Origin of the sequence: Kitasatospora sp. NBC_00315, assembly GCF_041435095.1 — a bacterium.
Lineage (GTDB): Bacteria > Actinomycetota > Actinomycetes > Streptomycetales > Streptomycetaceae > Kitasatospora.
Map to the genome: position 1 here is coordinate 601,065 of NZ_CP108025.1, position 17,065 is coordinate 618,129.

General features: G+C 73.4%; 11 protein-coding genes. 6 read left to right on the forward strand and 5 right to left on the reverse strand.

Features of this window, described 5'->3' with window-relative positions:
• Nucleotides 1-298: 298 nt before the first annotated feature.
• Nucleotides 299-2,065: a putative Ig domain-containing protein gene (locus OG823_RS02575; protein WP_371477078.1), complete on the reverse strand. Its 1,767-nt coding sequence runs from the start codon at nucleotides 2,063-2,065 to the stop codon at nucleotides 299-301.
• 598 nt (nucleotides 2,066-2,663) lie between these two features.
• Here OG823_RS02575 and OG823_RS02580 point away from each other — a divergent pair.
• Together OG823_RS02580 and OG823_RS02585 are read left to right on the forward strand one after the other, a co-directional pair.
• Complete coding sequence (locus OG823_RS02580; RefSeq protein ID WP_371477079.1) at nucleotides 2,664-3,890, forward strand: SpoIIE family protein phosphatase; 1,227 nt, start codon at nucleotides 2,664-2,666, stop codon at nucleotides 3,888-3,890.
• Between the two features lie 226 nt (nucleotides 3,891-4,116).
• Nucleotides 4,117-5,928, forward strand: coding sequence for an alkyl/aryl-sulfatase (locus OG823_RS02585; protein ID WP_371477080.1), 1,812 nt, complete (start codon nucleotides 4,117-4,119; stop codon nucleotides 5,926-5,928).
• A 145-nt stretch (nucleotides 5,929-6,073) separates the two neighbouring features.
• Here the strand turns inward: OG823_RS02585 and OG823_RS02590 are convergent, their stop codons facing one another.
• The 3 genes from OG823_RS02590 to pip all read right to left on the reverse strand — a co-directional run bounded on the left by OG823_RS02590 (nucleotide 6,074) and on the right by pip (nucleotide 8,709).
• A complete protein-coding gene (locus tag OG823_RS02590) occupies nucleotides 6,074-6,304 on the reverse strand; it encodes a transposase (protein WP_371477082.1) in 231 nt (76 codons plus the stop codon).
• 18 nt (nucleotides 6,305-6,322) lie between these two features.
• Nucleotides 6,323-6,658, reverse strand: coding sequence for a transposase (locus OG823_RS02595; RefSeq protein WP_371477083.1), 336 nt, complete (start codon nucleotides 6,656-6,658; stop codon nucleotides 6,323-6,325).
• Nucleotides 6,659-7,749: 1,091 nt separating this feature from the next.
• Entirely contained in the window at nucleotides 7,750-8,709 is a 960-nt protein-coding gene (gene pip, locus OG823_RS02600) for a prolyl aminopeptidase (protein ID WP_371477084.1), read from the reverse strand.
• A gap of 167 nt (nucleotides 8,710-8,876) precedes the next feature.
• Between pip and OG823_RS02605 the strand changes: the two genes are divergently transcribed.
• Complete coding sequence (locus tag OG823_RS02605) at nucleotides 8,877-9,836, forward strand: D-2-hydroxyacid dehydrogenase family protein (protein WP_371477085.1); 960 nt, start codon at nucleotides 8,877-8,879, stop codon at nucleotides 9,834-9,836.
• A 190-nt stretch (nucleotides 9,837-10,026) separates the two neighbouring features.
• On the opposite strand, the gene OG823_RS02610 is transcribed toward OG823_RS02605, so the two are convergent.
• Nucleotides 10,027-11,031 (reverse strand): aldo/keto reductase family protein, encoded by a 1,005-nt coding sequence (locus tag OG823_RS02610; protein WP_371477087.1) that lies wholly within the window; start codon nucleotides 11,029-11,031, stop codon nucleotides 10,027-10,029.
• Nucleotides 11,032-11,435: 404 nt separating this feature from the next.
• Here OG823_RS02610 and OG823_RS02615 point away from each other — a divergent pair, with 404 nt between their 5' ends.
• From OG823_RS02615 to OG823_RS02625, 3 genes are all read left to right on the forward strand, one after another.
• Nucleotides 11,436-14,240 carry a PKD domain-containing protein gene (locus tag OG823_RS02615; RefSeq protein ID WP_371477089.1) on the forward strand — a complete coding sequence of 935 codons (2,805 nt, stop codon included), beginning with the start codon at nucleotides 11,436-11,438 and terminating at the stop codon, nucleotides 14,238-14,240.
• A gap of 480 nt (nucleotides 14,241-14,720) precedes the next feature.
• Nucleotides 14,721-15,077, forward strand: coding sequence for a YciI family protein (locus tag OG823_RS02620; protein ID WP_371477090.1), 357 nt, complete (start codon nucleotides 14,721-14,723; stop codon nucleotides 15,075-15,077).
• Nucleotides 15,078-15,556: 479 nt separating this feature from the next.
• Nucleotides 15,557-16,831 carry a glycoside hydrolase family 3 N-terminal domain-containing protein gene (locus OG823_RS02625; protein WP_371477093.1) on the forward strand — a complete coding sequence of 425 codons (1,275 nt, stop codon included), beginning with the start codon at nucleotides 15,557-15,559 and terminating at the stop codon, nucleotides 16,829-16,831.
• Nucleotides 16,832-17,065 lie beyond the last annotated feature (234 nt).

The following is a 17,065-nucleotide window of genomic DNA, read 5'->3' on the forward strand; positions in this document are numbered from 1 at the left end:
CGCGGTCCACCCGCACCACGGGCACCTCCCGACCGCCCCGGTCACCTGCTCCGGTCAGCGGCCCGTCGGGCGTCCGTGGGTCGTCCGTCGGGCCCACGATAGAGCCCCGGGGGGAGGCGGCCCCGGACGCGCTCGCGTTCAGCGCGTCCGGGGCCTGGGCGAGGGGGCGTCCCGGGGCCGTCGCAACGGGTGCGGGGCGTCGGGACGGGTGCGGGGCGTCGGGACGACGACGGCCCTTCGTCCGGTCGGCGTCGGGCGATGCCCTCCGGCCGGCGTCGGGAGCGGCCCCCGACCGGTGTCAGGAGACGTTGACGGCCACGTCGTCCAGGACGAAGGAGGTCTGCTTCGTGTAGTCCTCGGCCCCGGTGAACTTCAGCGTCACCGTCTGCCCGGCGTAGGCGGCCAGGCTGAAGCTGCGCTGCTGGTAGCCGGCGGCCGCGTTGGTGTTGGAGTACGTCGCCAGAGTGGAGAGCACGGTGCCGGAGCTGTTGAGCACCTGGACCTTGAGGGTGTCGAAGACCGTGGTGCCCGAACCCGCGGTGTCGACGTGCAGCCAGAAGGAGAGGTTGTAGGCGGCGCAGCCGGTCGGCAGCGTGACGGCCTGGGCGAGGGTGTCGGTGTTGGTCGTGCCGTAGCCGTCCAGCCAGGCGTCGTAGCCGCCGGAGTGCGCCGGCTCACTGGAGCTGCTGTTGACGGTGCTGCTGCCGCCGGAGTTGGTCTCCGTCCAGGAGGCGCTCGAACCGGCCTCGAAGCCCGGGTTGGCGAGCAGCTGGGCGGCGGTGCAGCCACCCGATCCCGCGCCGGCGACGGTCCAGGTGAAGCCGGCGGAGGCGGCCGGGCCGGTGGAGTCGGTCGCGGTGGCGGAGACCGTGTACGTCCCGGCGGTGGTCGGCGTGCCGCTGATCAGACCGGTGGCCGGGTTGACCGAGAGGCCGGCGGGCAGGCCGCTCGCGCCGTAGGTCAGCGTGCCGCCGGCGGTGTCGGTGGCGGACAGCTGCAGGCTGGTCGCGGTGCCGACGGTGGCGGTGCGGCTGCCGGGGTTGGTGAGGGCGACGCTGCCACCCGTCCCGGAGCCGGTGCCGGTGGCCAGCCACGCGGTGGCGTTGAGGGCGAGGGCGGCGTCGGTGCCGGCCGGGTCGTCCCAGCCGTTGTAGAGGGTGTTGCCGGACTGGCCGGTGCCGTCGTCGATGGTGGAGCTGTCGCCCCAGATGGCCACCCGGCCGCTGCCGAAGGTGCTGGTGACGAAGAAGGCGCCGGTGTTGCCGCTGTAGCCGGTGCGGTAGACCAGGCCCTTGACCGCGGGGTTGTCGGCCGGCTTCAGGGTGAAGGTGGTGCCGTTGCGCAGGATCGAGCCGGTGACGGCGCCGAAGGCCCCGTGCAGCACCGGGTTGCTCGCGTCGGTGATCGCCCGCGGGTTGTCGGTGGTGATGTTCAGCAGGTCGACCGAGAAGCCGAACGGGTCGGTGTCGTCGACCCCGTTGCTGGTCAGCAGGTCGTTAATGACGGCCGGGGAGTCCCAGCCGTCGTTGTTGCGGTCGCTGACGGTGTGGTCCGAGATCAGGAAGAGGCCGCCGCCGTTCTGCACGAAGGTCATCACCGCGGTCTTCTCCGCGGTGCTCAACCGGATGTTCGGCTCGGGCAGCACGAAGGTGTCGAAGTTGGCGAGGTCGAGCGCGCCACCGGTGCCGTAGGTGATGGTGGAGCCCGAGGGCAGCGTCTTCAGGCTGTACTGGCCGGTCTTCTGCAGCGCCACGCCCCAGGCGGAGAGCGCGCCCGTCCAGCTCGCCTCGGTGGTCGGGTTGGCGTTCTGGGTGAGCGGGTCGGGCTGGCCGGTGCCGATGATCCAGTCGGCGTTGCCGGCCGTCTCGGCCTTGGTGTTGTCGAACAGCACCCGGTGCGGGGTCGCTGCCGCGGCCGTGGCGACGTTCTGTGCGGAGAGCGCCTCGACCGGCGCGGAGTCGGCCACCGCGGCCTGCGGAGCGGCGGCGAGACCGGTGAGCACCATCAGGGCGGTCGCGGCCAGCGCGAGCGGGCCCCGGCGGGCGGACATGGAGGTTCCGGGCATCCTTCGAACTCCTCGTGCCGTGGGGACGGAGGGCAGGATAGCTACGCGCGTAGGCGCACTGCCGAGAGCAGCATGGGGGTTGCCGACGTCGTGTCACCCCATCATCGGGCAACGGGCGTTTGAACGGAACACGTCCAACCGAAGCCGAATCCGAGAGGCGGTCCGCCGGATCCCCTCCGCCGCGACGCGACCCCGTCGCCGCCGCGCTCGCCGACCTGCGGCGCCGCCGGCACGCTCCCGCCCGACGGCCGACCGCAGCGGCACCCACCCGACGGTCGACGGCGGCGGCACCCGGTCTGACCGGCGGCCGCCCGCGGCCTCCCCCGACGCAGCCGTCCCCGCCCCCGCTCCGCGCGCGCCTGCCCGCCCGCCCGTCCCCGCCCGGGCGGGCAGGCAGGCAGGGCAGGCAGGGCAGGCAGGGCAGGCAGGGCAGGCGAGTGGGCGTCCCCGGGGGAGCACCCGGCACGCACTCCCCCGGGGACGCCACGGGGACGGCGAGGCGACGGCCGACGCTGCGCACACGGCCAATCAGCGCCGTCGGGGCGATCGGCTCCTATCGTGGAACAACGGGATGGCGACGCCGAGGCGGGCAGTGCTCATGACAATTGCGTTGATCGACTACGCCGAGGTGTTCCGGGCCCTGCCCGGCATGGTGGCCCTGCTCACCCCTCAGCTGGTCTACGCGGACGCCAACGAGGAGTTCCTGCGCCTGGCCGGGCGCAGCCGTGAGCAGGTGGTGGGCCGCCACCTGCTCGACGTCTTTCCGGACAATCCCCACGATCCCGCCGCCACCGGCACGCGCAACCTGCTGGCCTCCTTCCGACGGGTGCTGGACAGCGGCGAGCGGGACGTGATGGCCATGCAGCGCTACGACGTCGAGTCGATGCAGCGGCCCGGCGAGTGGGAGAAGCGGTACTGGAGTCCGGTCAACGCCCCCGTGCTCGGGCCGGACGGCAGCGTGATCCTCCTCGTGCACCGGGTTGAGGAGGTCACCGAACTCATCCGGGCCCGCAGCGGCCCGGGCGGGAGCAGGGAATCCGGCCTGGAGGCCGAGCTGTACACCCGCGCCCGGGAACTGCAGGAGATCAACGAACGCCTGCGCAGGGCGCATGCCCGCGACCGCGAGGTGGCCCTCGCCCTGCAGGCGGCGCTGCTCCCGGCGCCCCGGCCGCTCCGGGACCACCACGTGGCCGTGCGCTACCGGCCCGCCACCACCACGCTGAACGTCTGCGGCGACTGGTACGACCTGGTCGACCTGCCCGGCAACCAGGTCGGCGTGGCGGTCGGCGATGTGGTCGGGCACGGCCTGGCGGCCGCCTGCGTGATGGGCCAGCTCCGCAGCGCGCTGAGTGCCGCCTCCCGCGTCGCCAGGGGCCCCGCCCAGGCGCTGGAGGTGCTCGGCCTGTACGCCCGCTCGGTCGCGGGCGCCGAGTCGACCACGGCGGTGAGCACACTCATCGACTGGGACAGCCACACCGTCAGCTACAGCAGTGCCGGCCACCCCCCGCCGGCCCTCCTGCGGCTGGACGGCACCGTCGACTTCCTCGACCAGGCCACCGATCCCCCGCTCGGCGCCCGCCCCGAACACGTCCCCAGGCCCCAGGCCATCGCCTCCTTCACCCCCGGCGACACCCTCGTCCTCTACACCGACGGTCTGATCGAACGCCGCCTGGAGGACATCGACGTCGGCCTGGCCCGGCTCGCCGCCTCCCTCGACCGACACCGGGGAGCCGAACCCGAACACATGGCCGACGCCGTCCTCGCCGAGTTGCTGCCGCCGGACAGCGCCACCGACGACACCGCGCTCGTCGTCGTCCGCCTCTGAACGCCGCGGCACCGGGAGACGACGTACGCCGAGAACTTCGCCCGGTCCGGGCCCCGACGTGTCGTCGGCGGAGACGCGAGCCGTTCGTAGGAGCTTGTAACACGATCTTGGTCTGCAGGGCGGCTGAAGCGGCTCCTGCCCTCAAACGTCTCGCCATGCGCCTTCGGCACATGTGGCACAGACTGCTCGGAGGTGCATCCCTGAGTGATGTGGATCGGAGCAACGTATGAGCCAGCTGCCCTCGTTCGAGGACACCACCGACTTCGAGAACGCGGATCGGGGGTTCATGGGGGCGCTGGTACCGGCGGTGGTCAGGGCCGCGGACGGGCGGGTGGTGTGGGACAACGACGCCTACGACTATCTGAAGGCCGAGTGCCCGGACACCGTGAACCCGAGCCTGTGGCGGCAGGCGCAGTTGTGCGCCAAGCAGGGGCTGTACGAGGTGACCGAGGGGATCTACCAGGTCCGGGGCCTCGACCTGTCCAACATGACGCTGGTGGAGGGCGATCGCGGGGTGATCGTCATCGACCCGCTGATCTCCACCGAGTGCGCGGCCGCCGCGCTGGCGCTCTACCGCGAGCACCGCGGCGAGCGGCCGGTCACCGGTCTGGTCTACACGCACTCGCACGGCGACCACTTCGGCGGCGCGTGCGGCGTACTGCCCGAGGGGACCGAGCAGGGGGTGCCGGTGATCGCGCCGGCCGGGTTCCTGGAGCACGCGGTCAGCGAGAACGTCTACGCCGGGAACGCGATGACCCGCCGGGCCATGTTCATGTACGGCGACCGGCTGCCCAAGTCGCCGCATGGCCAGGTCAGCGCCGGGCTGGGGATGACCACCTCCACCGGCACCGTCTCGCTGATCCCGCCGACCGTCGACGTCACCCGCACCGGCCAGGAGGAGACGGTGGACGGTGTGCGCATCGTCTTCCAACTCACCCCGGGCACGGAGGCCCCCGCGGAGATGAACTTCTCCTTCCCGCAGCGCCGCGCGCTGTGCCTGGCGGAGAACGCCACCCACAACATGCACAACATCCTGACCCTGCGCGGCGCGGTGGTGCGCGACTCCCGCATCTGGTCGCGCTACCTGGACGAGGCCGTCGACTTCTTCGGCGACTCCTACGACGTGGCCTTTGCCTCGCACCACTGGCCCACCTGGGGCCGCGAGAACGTGGTCGAGATGCTCACCCAGCAGCGCGACCTGTACGCCTTCATGCACGACCAGACGCTGCGACTGCTCAACTCCGGCCTCACCGGTCCCGAACTCGCCGAGGAGATGCAGCTGCCGCCCGCGCTGGAGCAGGCCTGGCACGCGCGTGGCTACTACGGCTCGCTCAGCCACAACACCAAGGCCATCTACCAGCGCTACCTCGGCTGGTTCGACGGCAACCCCGCCCATCTGTGGGAGCACCCCCCGGTGGAGCTGGCCAAGCGCTATGTCGACCTGGCCGGCGGCCCCGAGGCGGCCGTGGCCAAGGCCCGGACCTACGCCGCCGACGGCGACCTGCGGTTCGCGGCCACGCTGCTCAACCACGTGGTCTTCGGCGCCCCGCAGTACCAGCAGGCCCGCGAGGAGCTGGCCGGGGTCTACGAGCGGCTGGGCCACGGCTGCGAGAACGGCCCCTGGCGCAACTTCTACCTGATGGCAGCGGTGGAACTGCGCGAGGGGCCGGGCACCATCGAACTGGACACCAGCGGCGGCATGGCCATGGCCCTGACCGTCGACATGCTGCTGGACTCCCTCGCCGTGCGCATCGACGGCCCGAAGGCGTGGGACGACTCCCTGACCGTCGACCTCGACCTTACCGACGAGGGCGACCGCCACCGGCTGACCCTGCGCAACGGCGCACTGACCCACCGCGTCACCTCCGTCGAGGCGCCGGTGGACCTGACCCTGACGCTCACCAAGCCGCTGCTGCTCGGGCTGCTGGCCGGCAAGGGCATGGACGGCATCGGGCACGAGGGCGACCCGGCCGTCCTGCGCCGGTTGCTGTCCTACATCACCACGGCCGACAAGTCCTTCGCCATCGTCACCCCCTGACGGGGAGGCAGCTGACCGGCGGCCTGGCAGGGCGGCTGCGCCGGGCCGTACCCCTGCCCCTGCCCCTGCCCCTGCCCCTGCCCCTGCCATCGTCGTCGGCGCGGTGCTGTCGCTCCTGCTCTACTGCGTCCAGGCCGCCCGCCGGTCACGGCTTGCGTGGGTGGCCGACCCGACCGGCGACCGGCGGGACGGCGGCGACCAGGGTGAGTGTCCGGGTGACGTCGTTGACGTTGCCCGCGGTGGTGACGACCTTCAGCGGGGTGCCGTTGCCGTCGCAGATCAGGTGGTGCTTGCTGCCGTTCTTGCGGCGGTCGACCGGCGACGGGCCCGTCGCGGCGCCCCCTTCTTCGCACGCACGTGGGAGCCGTCCACGCACGCGCGGCTCCAGTCCAGTTCACCGGCCGCGTTCAGCTCCGACAGGAGTATCCGGTGCAGCCGGTCGAAGACGCCCGCGTCCTGCCGGCGCCCCAGCCTGCGCCAGCAGGTCTGCCCGGACCGCGAAGCCCCGTTCCCATGGCAGCTGCTGCCCGGTGATCCCGGAGTAGAGCACGAACAGCACGCCCTGCAGACAGAGCCGGTCCGGCACCGGCCGAGGACCCGGCGACCTCTCCGGCCAGGGCGGCAGCACCGGCTCGACCATCGCCCACAGCTCGTCGTCCACGACCCACGGCTTGACACTCACACCCCCACGAACGACCCGATCGTCGTACCGGTTACGGCCGAACAGCACCGCATCTCAAGATCGTGTTACGACCTCTGAGGGCGTCCCCCGGGGTTTCGCAGCGGGGTTTCGCGGAGGGGTTTCGCAGCGGGGTTTTGCGGAGGGCGTCCGCCCCGGGGTTTCGCGGAGGGGTTTCGCAGCGGGGTTTTGCGGAGGGCGTCCGCCCCGGGGTTTCACGGCGGGGCTACGTGGCTGAGCGCCGACTCCGGCCGACCCCGACTCCGCGTTCGGAGTAATACCGGAGTACCGCGCCGGGCCGCCGGTTGCCGCCCCCGGTACCACGATCGGCGACCAGCCCGCACCTAGGGTGGAAAGTACGGCAGCCGGGAATCCGGACAGCGCCGATTTCGAGGCCGCCTTTTCCCGTTGCGCGGCTCCCGCACCCCGACCTCCACCGCAATTCCCCGATCGGCCGAGCGATTATCACGGCCGACCGCCCGCATCACTCAGGGGTGAACTCCAGAATCACCGTGGCCCACCACGGCGACACCCGGAATCCTTCGGAGGCAGGCATGAGCACCACCATCTGCGGCGCCCTTCCCGCGATCGCCCCGGCGCTGCCCGCACCTCCCGGCCCTCCTGCGGCCCGGCCCGCGACCCGGCCCGCAAGGCCCGCGCGGCCCGCGCGCATCGTTCGGACCCCGCGGGCCGACCGCGGGGCCGTACCCGCCGAGTGGACCACGCGCGTCCCGCGGTCCCCCTCCCTCGTCCTCCACCGGCCGGACCGGCCGGACCGGACGGCGCCCGGCGCACCGGTCGTCAGCCGGACCGCACTCGCACCGGCACCGCCGCCGAGCTGCCCCTGTCCCTGCGCCGCGTCCACGCTGCCCGTGCAGCCGGCCTCCTGGCCCTCCTGGCCGCGCTGAGAGGCGTGCCGGTCGGCGACGCGTGCCGGTCGGCGAGGCGTGCCGGTCGGCGAGGCGCGACAGCGTCGCGCGGTCCGTCGCGCGGTCCGTCGAGCGCCCGGAGGCACGCCGCCCGGCCGGGTGGAGCGGCGGCCCGGCGGCGGCCCCGTCCCCGCCCACTCGGGAGGACGCCGCCGGGACGAAGGCGGGGCTCGGGATCCTCGGCGGGACCGGGTCGACAGCGGGACCGGGTCGTCAGCGGTTCTTGAACTCCTCGATGGCCCCCCGGACCGCCTCCTGCATGGCCTCGCTCCCGGCGTGCCCGGAGTCCTCGATGATGTGGAGCCGGGAACCGGGCCAGGCCTTCGCCACCTCCCAGGCCGTCCCGACCGGGCTGCCCATGTCGTGCCGGCCGTGCACCAGCACCCCCGGGATCCCGGCCAGCCGGTGGGCGCCGCGCAGCAGCTGGTCCTCCTCCAGCCAGGCTCCGTTGCTGAAGAAGTGGGCGCAGATCCGTACGAACGCGATCTGCGCGTCGACCTCGCGGTCGCCGTACATGCCGGGCACACCGTTGGGCTCGTTCGAGACGACCGCGTCCTCCCAGGCCAGCCAGTCGGCGGCGGCCTTCTCGCGGACGGCCCGGTCGGGGTTCTCCATCAGCCGCGCGTACGCCGCGAGCAGGTCGCCGTCCCGCTCGTCCTCGGGGACGCCGTCGCGGAACCGGTCCCATGCCTCGGGGTGGAACCGACCGGCGCCCCGGTAGAGCCACTCGATCTCGGCGCGGCGGGTCGTCGTCACGGCCGGGACGACCATCTCGCTGACCCGCTCGGGATGCTGCTGGGCGTAGGCCAGGACGAGCGTCGCGCCCCAGGAACCGCCGTTCAGCAGCCACTTCTCGACACCGAGGTGCACGCGCAGCCGTTCCATGTCGTCGATCAGGTGCTGCGTGGTGTTCAGGCTCATGTCCGCCGCCGGATCGCTCGCGTGCGGGGTGCTGCGACCGCAGTTGCGCTGGTCGAAGCGGATGACCCGGTAGCGCTCGGGATCCCAGGCCCTCGTCGGCCGCTGCGGCGCGCCCGATCCCGGGCCGCCGTGGACGTTCAGGGCCGGCTTGCCCTCGGGGTTGCCGAGCTGCTCGTAGTAGATGCGGTTGCCGTCTCCGGTGTCGAGAAATCCATCGTCGTAGGGACTTGTCGGAGCATAGAAGTCAACCATGGCCGACGATCCTACGGCAGGCTCGCGACTTGGCAACCGCCACCGCCACCGATGCCGCCGGCGATGCCACGCCCGGGCGAAGCGGGCCCGTGATGGGATGGTCCCACCGGGCGTCGCCCGGCCGGGCGGGGCGACCCGGGTGGTCCACCGAGGATGAGGAGCCGGCGATGACGCTGCGCTGTGCGGTTCTTGACGACTTCCAGGGCGCGGCGACGGCCGCCGCCGACTGGTCACCCGTCACCGACCGGGTGGAGGTGGTCAGTTTCACCGAGCACATCGGCACCGAGGACGAACTCGCCGCCGCACTCGCCGGCTTCGAGATCGTCGTGACCCTGCGCGAGCGGGTCGCCTTCCCGGCCTCCCTGCTCGCCCGGCTGCCGGCCCTGAAGCTGCTGGTCGCCTCCGGGATGCGGAACTCGGTGATCGACCATGCGGCGGCACGGCGCCACGGCGTCACGGTCTGCGGTACCGCGAGCTCCTCCACCCCGCCGGTCGAACTGACCTGGGCCCTGATCCTCGGGCTGGCCCGCTCCCTGGTGCCCGAGAACACCGCGCTGCGTACCGGCGGCCCCTGGCAGAGCACCGTCGGCGCCGACCTGGAGGGCCGCCGCCTCGGGTTGCTGGGGCTCGGCCGGATCGGGAGTCGGGTCGCCCGGATCGGACAGGCCTTCGGCATGGAGGTGACGGCCTGGAGCCAGAACCTCACACCGGCGCGGGCCGAGGCGGCGGGCGCGAGCCTCGCCGCGTCCAAGGAGGACCTGCTGCGCGCGAGCGATGTGGTCTCCGTCCATCTAGCGCTGGGCGAACGGACCCGGGGCCTGCTCGGCGCCCCCGAACTGGCGCTGCTCAAGCCGACCACCTACCTGGTGAACACCTCGCGCTCCGCCATCGTGGACCAGGACGCCCTGCTGGCGGCTCTGCACCGCGGCGCCCTCGCCGGCGCCGGCCTGGACGTGTTCGACATCGAGCCGCTCCCGGTCGGCCACCCGCTGCGCTCCGCGCCCCGGCTGCTGGCGACGCCGCACCTCGGCTACGTCACGTGGGACAACTACCGGACGTACTACGGCGAGGCGGTCGAGGACATCCGGGCCTTCCTCGCCGGAGCACCCGTGCGGGTGCTGGGCTGACTCTCCGGCGACCCCGCGCGTCCCTCGGCGTCTTCCGGCGGTCCCGGCGGTCCCGGCCGTCGCAGCCGTCGCGGGTTCCCCGGGTGGCGAGCCCCGGCCGGGTCCGCGCCCCACGGGGTCCGGGCCGGAGGGTCGGGAGCCCGACCGGCCCGGGCCGTGCGAACGCGGTGTCCGCACGGCCCACCGTCCGTCAGGGGCGGCTCTTCGGGGCGTTCTCGGCCGTCCGGCCCGGGTCGGTCTCGGCGACGGGGGTGAGGATCTCCTCCATCGCCTTCAGCAGGCCGGCGTCGAGGGTCACTCCGGCCGCCTTGACGTTCTCGGTGACCTGCTCGGGGCGGGAGGCTCCGATGATCGCCGCGGAGACGTTCGAGTTCTGCAGCACCCATGCGACCGCCAGCTGGGCCAGGCTCAGCCCGGCCTGCTCGGCGATCGGCCGCAGCAGCTGGACACGCTCCAGCACCTCGGTCTGCATCCAGCGGGCGACGAAGTTCGCGCCGCCCTTGGTGTCGGTGGCCCGCGAACCGGCCGGGGGCTCGGCGCCGGGCAGGTACTTGCCCGTCAGCACACCCTGAGCGATCGGCGACCAGACGATCTGCCCGATCCCGAGCTCCTCGCAGGTCGGCACCACCTCGGCCTCGATGACCCGCCAGAGCGCGCTGTACTGCGGCTGGCTGGAGACGAACGGCACCCGCAGTTCGCGGGCCAGCGCGTGGCCGGCCCGGATCTGGTCCGCCGTCCACTCGGAGACGCCGATGTAGAGGGCCTTCCCGGAGTGGACCACGTCGGCGAACGCCTCCATGGTCTCCTCCAGCGGAGTGCTGGTGTCGTAGCGGTGGGCCTGGTAGACGTCGACGTAGTCGGTCTGCAGGCGGCGCAGCGAGCCCTCGATGGACTCCATGATGTGCTTGCGGCCCAGGCCCCGGTCGTTGCGGCCCGGCCCGGTCGGCCAGTAGACCTTGGTGAGGATCTCCAGGCCCTCGCGACGCTCGCCCTTCAGCGCCCGGCCGAGGACCGCCTCGGCCCGGGTCTCGGCGTAGACGTCGGCGGTGTCGAAGGTGGTGATTCCCGCGTCGAGGGCGGCGCGGATGCAGGCGGCGGCCGCGTCCTCCTCTACCTGGGAGCCGTGGGTGAGCCAGTTGCCGTAGGCGATCTCACTGATGATCAGGCCACTGCGGCCGAGGTGGCGGAACTCCATCGGAAGGATCCTTTCGGTGGTGGTGTCGGCTCCGATCATGCCTGCCGGGCGGCCCCGGGTGGGGCAGGTCCGGCCGGAAGGGCGGGCCCGTACCCTCCGGGGCGCCCCGTCACACCGTCGCCGGACGCCGTCCGGGCTTCCGGCGACGGTGTGACGGGCAGCGCCCTTCCGGCGACGGGCAGCGCCCTTCCGGCGAGGGCACGACCGGCGGTGGGCGAGGCGAGCTGCGGGACGCCCCGGCGGAACGGCCTGCACCCGGCGGCCGGGCCGCGAGGAACCGGGCTGACAAGCCGGAGCATGATCGGCCATGATGCTCTCACCTACTCGTCAGGTGATCGTCCGACGCCCGGCGGCATCACGTCGGTCCCGGCCCACGACCACCCTCACTGGGGGATCCTCACCTCGTGCGGTTCAACAGACTTGCCGGCCTGACCGGCGCCACCGTGCTCGCGCTGGGCCTCGGCCTGCCGATACCCGCGGCCACGGCCGCCACGGCCGACGTGTCCACCCTCTTCGTCGACAACTCGATCCCCTCGCGCTGCTCCGACAGCGGGAGCGGCACGCAGGCGGCGCCGTTCTGCTCGATCTCCGCCGCGGCGGCGGCCGCCCAGCCCGGTCAGACCGTCGAGGTGGCGTACGGCTGGGGAGGTGACTACGGGCCGGCGCAGATCACCCGCTCCGGCGAGCCCGGACGGCCGATCACCTTCACCACCGGCCCTGCCTACCCGCACACCGCCGAGGTGGCGAGCCACCCGAACGCGCCCGCCTTCACCTTCAGCGGGGTCCACGACATCGTCGTGCAGAACTTCGACGTCTTCGCCGACGGGCAGGCGTTCCTGGTGAAGGACTCCTCCCGGGTCCGGATCGAGCACACCGCGCTCGTCCAGACCATCACGCCGTCCTCCCTCGTGCAGCTGACCGGCGCCACCCAGGACGTCACGCTGACCCGCAACGACCTCGCCACCTCGGGGACGGGCGGCATCCGGATCGGCGCCGGCGTCCGCGGCACCACGCTGACGCGGAACCAGATCGGTGGTACCGACCCGCAGCAGTTCCTCGCGACCGACGCGCCCGGCACCGTCGTCACCGGCAACACGATCGTCCAGCAGTGCGGCACGCCCGTCCGGCTGACCGGCGCGTCCTCCGGCTCCGCCGTGCACAACAACATCGTGGTGAACAACGACCGGACCCCGACCTGTGCGGCGGGGGCGCCGCTGGTCTCGGTGTCGGCGGCCTCGGCCCCGGGCACCACCCTCGACCACAACCTGCTCGGCCCGGTGGACGCCAGCGCTCCGTACGACTGGGCGGGCACCGCGTACCCGACGCCGGGCGCGCTCGGCTCGGCGACCGGGCAGGGATCCCACGACCTCGTCGGCGACCCGAAGTTCGGCAGTGACGGGAGCAGTGCGCAGTACAGCCTCGGCGCCGCCTCCCCGGCCCTCGACTCCGCCGATCCGACCGCCCCCGGCGCCGCCGACACCGACGCCGACGGCAACCGCGCGGCCGACGATCCGCAGACGCCGAACACCGGCCCGGGCGGCACCTTCCTGGACCGCGGCGCGGTCGAGCGCCAGGGCGTGATCCTGCGCAACCTCGGGCTGGTCGGCGGCCCCGCACCGTACCCGGTGAAGGCCACGGCGACCACCCGCATCGTGACGAACTGGCCGCTCGCCGTCAGCTACTCCACCGACTTCGGCGACGGTTCGGCCCCGGTGGTCTCCGCCGGGACCGTCGCCGAGCACACCTACACCAAGGCCGGCCGGTTCACCGTGACCACCACCGCGACCGGCCCGGACGGCTATCGCGCCGCGGTGTCGAACGACAACCCGGTCGTGGTCAACGAGCCCGGCCCGCCGGTGCCGGTGTTCACCGTCAAGCCGTGCGCCGGCAACGCCCCCGGTTGCGGCGCCCCGCTCTCGTACGTCGTGGACACCACCGGCACCAGCAGCCCCTGGCCGATCACCGGTTACACGGTCGACTACGGCGACGGTTCGCCGGTGGGGACCGATCCGGCCTCCCCGCACGTGTACCCGACGCCGGGCGACTACAGCGTGACCGTCACGGTCACGGACCAGGGCGGCCAGCGCGCCTCGCTCACCCGGCCGGTCAAGGTCGGCTACCTGCCGAGCCGGTACGAGGACTGGACCCAGACCCGCATCCTGGACACCCGCTCGGGCAGCAGCCCGGTGAAGCTGCTCCCGGGCGGGCAGCTCAGCGTCGACCTGCAACTCGGTGACGGCCTCACGGCCGTGGTCCTGAACGTCACCGCGGTCAACCCCGGCGGCGCGGGCCATCTCTCGGTCGGGCCCAGCGGCTCGGCGCGACCGAGCAGCTCGAACGTCAACTACCTGGCAGGCAGGGCGATCCCCAACCTGGTGACGGTGCCCGTCGGCCCGGACGGCAAGGTGACCGTCTGGAACTCGCCGGGCGGAGCGGCCCTCGACGTCGTCGTCGACCGTCTCGGGGCGTACTTCACCGGTTTCGGCAACCTCTACAACCCGGTCTCCCCGACCCGGATCCTGGACACCCGCACCGGCGTCGGCCGACCTGCCGGGAGGGTCCACTCCACCTGCGTCTACAACTGGAACCCGCCGCCGGTGACGCTGAAGGTCCGCGGCGCCAACGGTGTACCGGCCAACGCGACCTCGGTCGTCCTCAACGTCACCGTCACCGATCCCGACCAGGACGGCAACCTCTCGGTCGGCGGGAACGGCTCGAACCTCAACTTCCTCAAGGGCGAGACGGTCTCCAACCAGGTGATCGCTCCGGTGGCCGCCGACGGCACGGTCACCCTCTGCAACAACGCCGGCACGTTGCACATGATCGCCGACCTTTCCGGCTACTACGCGCCCGACAGCGGCAGCGCCTTCACCCCGGTGCTCCCGTCCCGGGCACTGGACACCCGGCTGACGACGGCCGGCCCGCTGGGGGCCGACGCCACCCTGGCCGTCCCCTCCGGCGCTCCGGCCGGCGCCACCGCCGCCGTACTGAACGTCACCAGCACCGACTCCGACCAGGACAGTTTCCTGACCGTCTGGGCGGACGGCGCCGCACGGCCCGGCACCAGCAGCGTCAACTTCACCCGGGGCCGCACCGTCCCGAACCATGTCGTCACCCCGCTCGGGACCGACGGCAGGTTCGACGTCTACAACCACGTCGGCAGCACCCAGGTGATCGCCGACGTGTTCGGCTACTTCAGCAAGCCGTAGCAGACCGCGGACGGACGGCGCGCGCAGGGGACGGCACCGCGCACGGGCCGGCATCGCGCACGGCCGCACCGCGGCCCGGCGACGCGGTGACATACGCAGGGAAGGGTGGGCCGGTGCTCCGCGGAGCACCGGCCCACCGGCGTCGGCGCCGGCGCCGGCGTCCGCGTACGGCGGGGACGGCGGGGACGGCGGGGACGCCATCACCGCGTCCCTCAGCCCGGTTGTCCGCGTGGTTCCGGCGGTGCCGTCAACATTGACGTCCACGCCCACGCGCGCAGCAATGCCGGGGCCGGGCAGCCCTGCCACGGTTGGATCCAGGCGTGCGACGGGAGCGGGACGAGCGCCGGGCAGGGCGGTCGGCTCCGCGCCCGGGGAACTCGCCGAAAATTCTTCCGAGAGGCCTGTCGATCCGTCCGGCCCCCGTTCGACGTAGGTGTGACGGGCGGGGAAAGCCCCCGCCGTACCGACCGAGGAGTCACCATGCCGCGCTTTCTTTCGATGATCCGTATCGACGAGCAGAACGCCCCCGCCGGAGAGCCCGGCCCCGAGTTCGAGGCGCGGATGGGCGCACTCTTCGAGGAGATCACCAAGGCCGGGGTCATGCTGGAGACGGCGGGACTCACCCCGACCGCCCAGGGCACCCGGATCACCTGGTCCGACGGGAAGCTCAGCTACACCGACGGGCCCTTCACCGAGGCCAAGGAGGTCGTCGGCGGCTACGCGATCATCCAGACCGAGGACAAGGCCGAGGCCCTGGAGTGGACCAAGCGCTTCCTGGAGATCCACCCGGACAACTGGACCGTCACCGCCGAGCTCCGCGAGATCGCCTCGGCCTGACGTCCGAACTGCACGATCCGGCCGGCGAACCGCCCGCGGCCAGGGCGGCCGAAGCGGTGCGCTCCTGCGACCGCGGTGGGCGGACGACGAGCCCGCCGGGAAACCGAGCGGGGGCCCGGTCACCACTGGTGGCCGGGCCCCCGCTCGTCCCGGGCCCCTCGTCCCTCTGGCCCGGGCCCCCGGTCGTCCGGTCGTCCGGGTCGGCCCCGCAGGTCGGGCGCCGACGCGTGCACCGCACGCCGTGGCCGTGCGGTCCGGGGGCGTCCGAGCGCTGCGCGGACGCCGCGTCCGAGCAGGTGACGGTTGCCTCCGTGGCGCGCGGCGCCGGCCGCGCACGGACGGTGCGGGTTAGCCTGACACGGCCCTGAAGCAGCCCCCGAACGGCCCCGGGCCGCGGCGGAGCGGAACAGCACGGCCGGACGGCGGGCCCGAGCAGCGGCCCGGACGCCGACCGGAAACGACAGCGGAGGGAGACGAGCGTGTCGCTGCGCACCCTCGGAGTGTCCGTGAGCCTGGTCCTGCTGCTCGCGGCCTGTTCGACGGCCCCGGCACCGACCGCCGGGGCGTCCGCGACGACACCCCGGGAGCCCGCCGTCCGCTCGACCTCACCGCAGCCCCCGGGGACACCGACACCCTCGCCCCCGGCGCTGTCGCCGCTTCCCGGCCCGACCACCGGCCCGACGACCGGCCCGAGCACGGGTGCGAGCCCGCGCCCGGCCGCCGGTGCGAGCCCCGGCCGGAGCGCCGAGCCGACCGCGGAACAGCTGGCCGGGCAGCGCGTCGTCTACTCGTACCGGGGCCCCACCCCGCCCGAGGCGCTGTTCGAGGACATCCGCGCGGGCCGGGCGGCCGGCGTGATCTTCTTCGGCGAGAACATCCCCGACACGGCCCGGCTGAAGGCGGTCGTGGCGCAGCTGCGGGAGGCCCAGCGGCAGAGTCCGGTGCAGGCACCGCTTTTGCTGATGACCGACCAGGAGGGCGGCCAGATCCGCCGGCTGCCCGGCGAGCCCGTCCAGTCGGCGAAGGAGGTCGGGCTCGCCGCCGACCCGGACGCCGCCGCGACCCGGACGGGCCGGGCCGCCGGGGAGAACCTGGCCGGGGTGGGCCTGAACGTCAACCTCGCGCCCGTACTGGACGTCTACGACACCCCGGGCAACTTCATCGACCGGACGCAACGGTCCTACGGCAAGGACCCGGAGGCCGTCGCCTCGCTCGGGTCCGCCTTCGTCACCGCGCAGCAGCAGGCCGGGGTGGCGGCCACCGCCAAGCACTTCCCCGGTCTCGGCTCCGCCCCGGCCGGCAGCGACACCGACACCGGCCCGGTGACCCTGCCGGTCGCACTGACGGTGCTGCGCGACGTGGACGAGGCGCCGTACTCGGACGCCGTGGCCGCCGGGGTCGATCTCGTCATGCTGTCCTGGGCGGTGTACCCCGCGCTGGATCCGGACCGGCCCGCCGGCCTCTCGCGCACCGTCGTTCAGCAGGAGCTGCGCGAGCGGCTCGGCTTCCGGGGCGTCACGATCACCGACGCCCTGGAGGCCGGGTCACTGGCCGCGTTCGGCACCCCCGGCCAGCGCGCGGTCGCCGCCGCGGCCGCCGGGATGGACCTGGTGCTCTGCTCGGCCCGGGACACGGTCCAGGGCGAGCAGGCGACCACCGCGCTCGCCGACGCCCTGGACGCCGGCAGCCTGGATCGGGCCGAGTTCACGGCCGCCGCGGCCCGGGTCACCGCCCTGCGCGAGGCACTCGGCTGACTCCGGCCGCCCCGAGCCCCCGCCGTGTGCGGGGGCGCGCGACCGGTGGCGGCGGCTCGGCCGGGTACGCCTGCGGGCCGGCGGCCCGAGGGAGTGGGCGAGCTGACGCACCGGCCGAGGAGCGGCGCGTCGGCTCGCCCACCGCACCGGCCGCGGAGCGGCGCCGAGTCGGCGCCCACGGGCCGGACCGCTGGGGCGGGCCGCGGCGGCTGCCGGAGAAGGTAACGATTCCGT

Excerpts from the sequence above, each read along its gene's own strand:
- OG823_RS02580 (WP_371477079.1), top strand. The coding sequence starts at position 2,664 with ATGACAATTGCGTTGATCGACTACGCCGAGGTGTTCCGGGCCCTGCCC.
- OG823_RS02575 (WP_371477078.1), bottom strand. The coding sequence starts at position 2,065 with ATGCCCGGAACCTCCATGTCCGCCCGCCGGGGCCCGCTCGCGCTGGCC.
- OG823_RS02610 (WP_371477087.1), bottom strand. The coding sequence starts at position 11,031 with ATGGAGTTCCGCCACCTCGGCCGCAGTGGCCTGATCATCAGTGAGATC.
- OG823_RS02605 (WP_371477085.1), top strand. The coding sequence starts at position 8,877 with ATGACGCTGCGCTGTGCGGTTCTTGACGACTTCCAGGGCGCGGCGACG.
- OG823_RS02620 (WP_371477090.1), top strand. The coding sequence starts at position 14,721 with ATGCCGCGCTTTCTTTCGATGATCCGTATCGACGAGCAGAACGCCCCC.
- OG823_RS02585 (WP_371477080.1), top strand. The coding sequence starts at position 4,117 with ATGAGCCAGCTGCCCTCGTTCGAGGACACCACCGACTTCGAGAACGCG.
- pip (WP_371477084.1), bottom strand. The coding sequence starts at position 8,709 with ATGGTTGACTTCTATGCTCCGACAAGTCCCTACGACGATGGATTTCTC.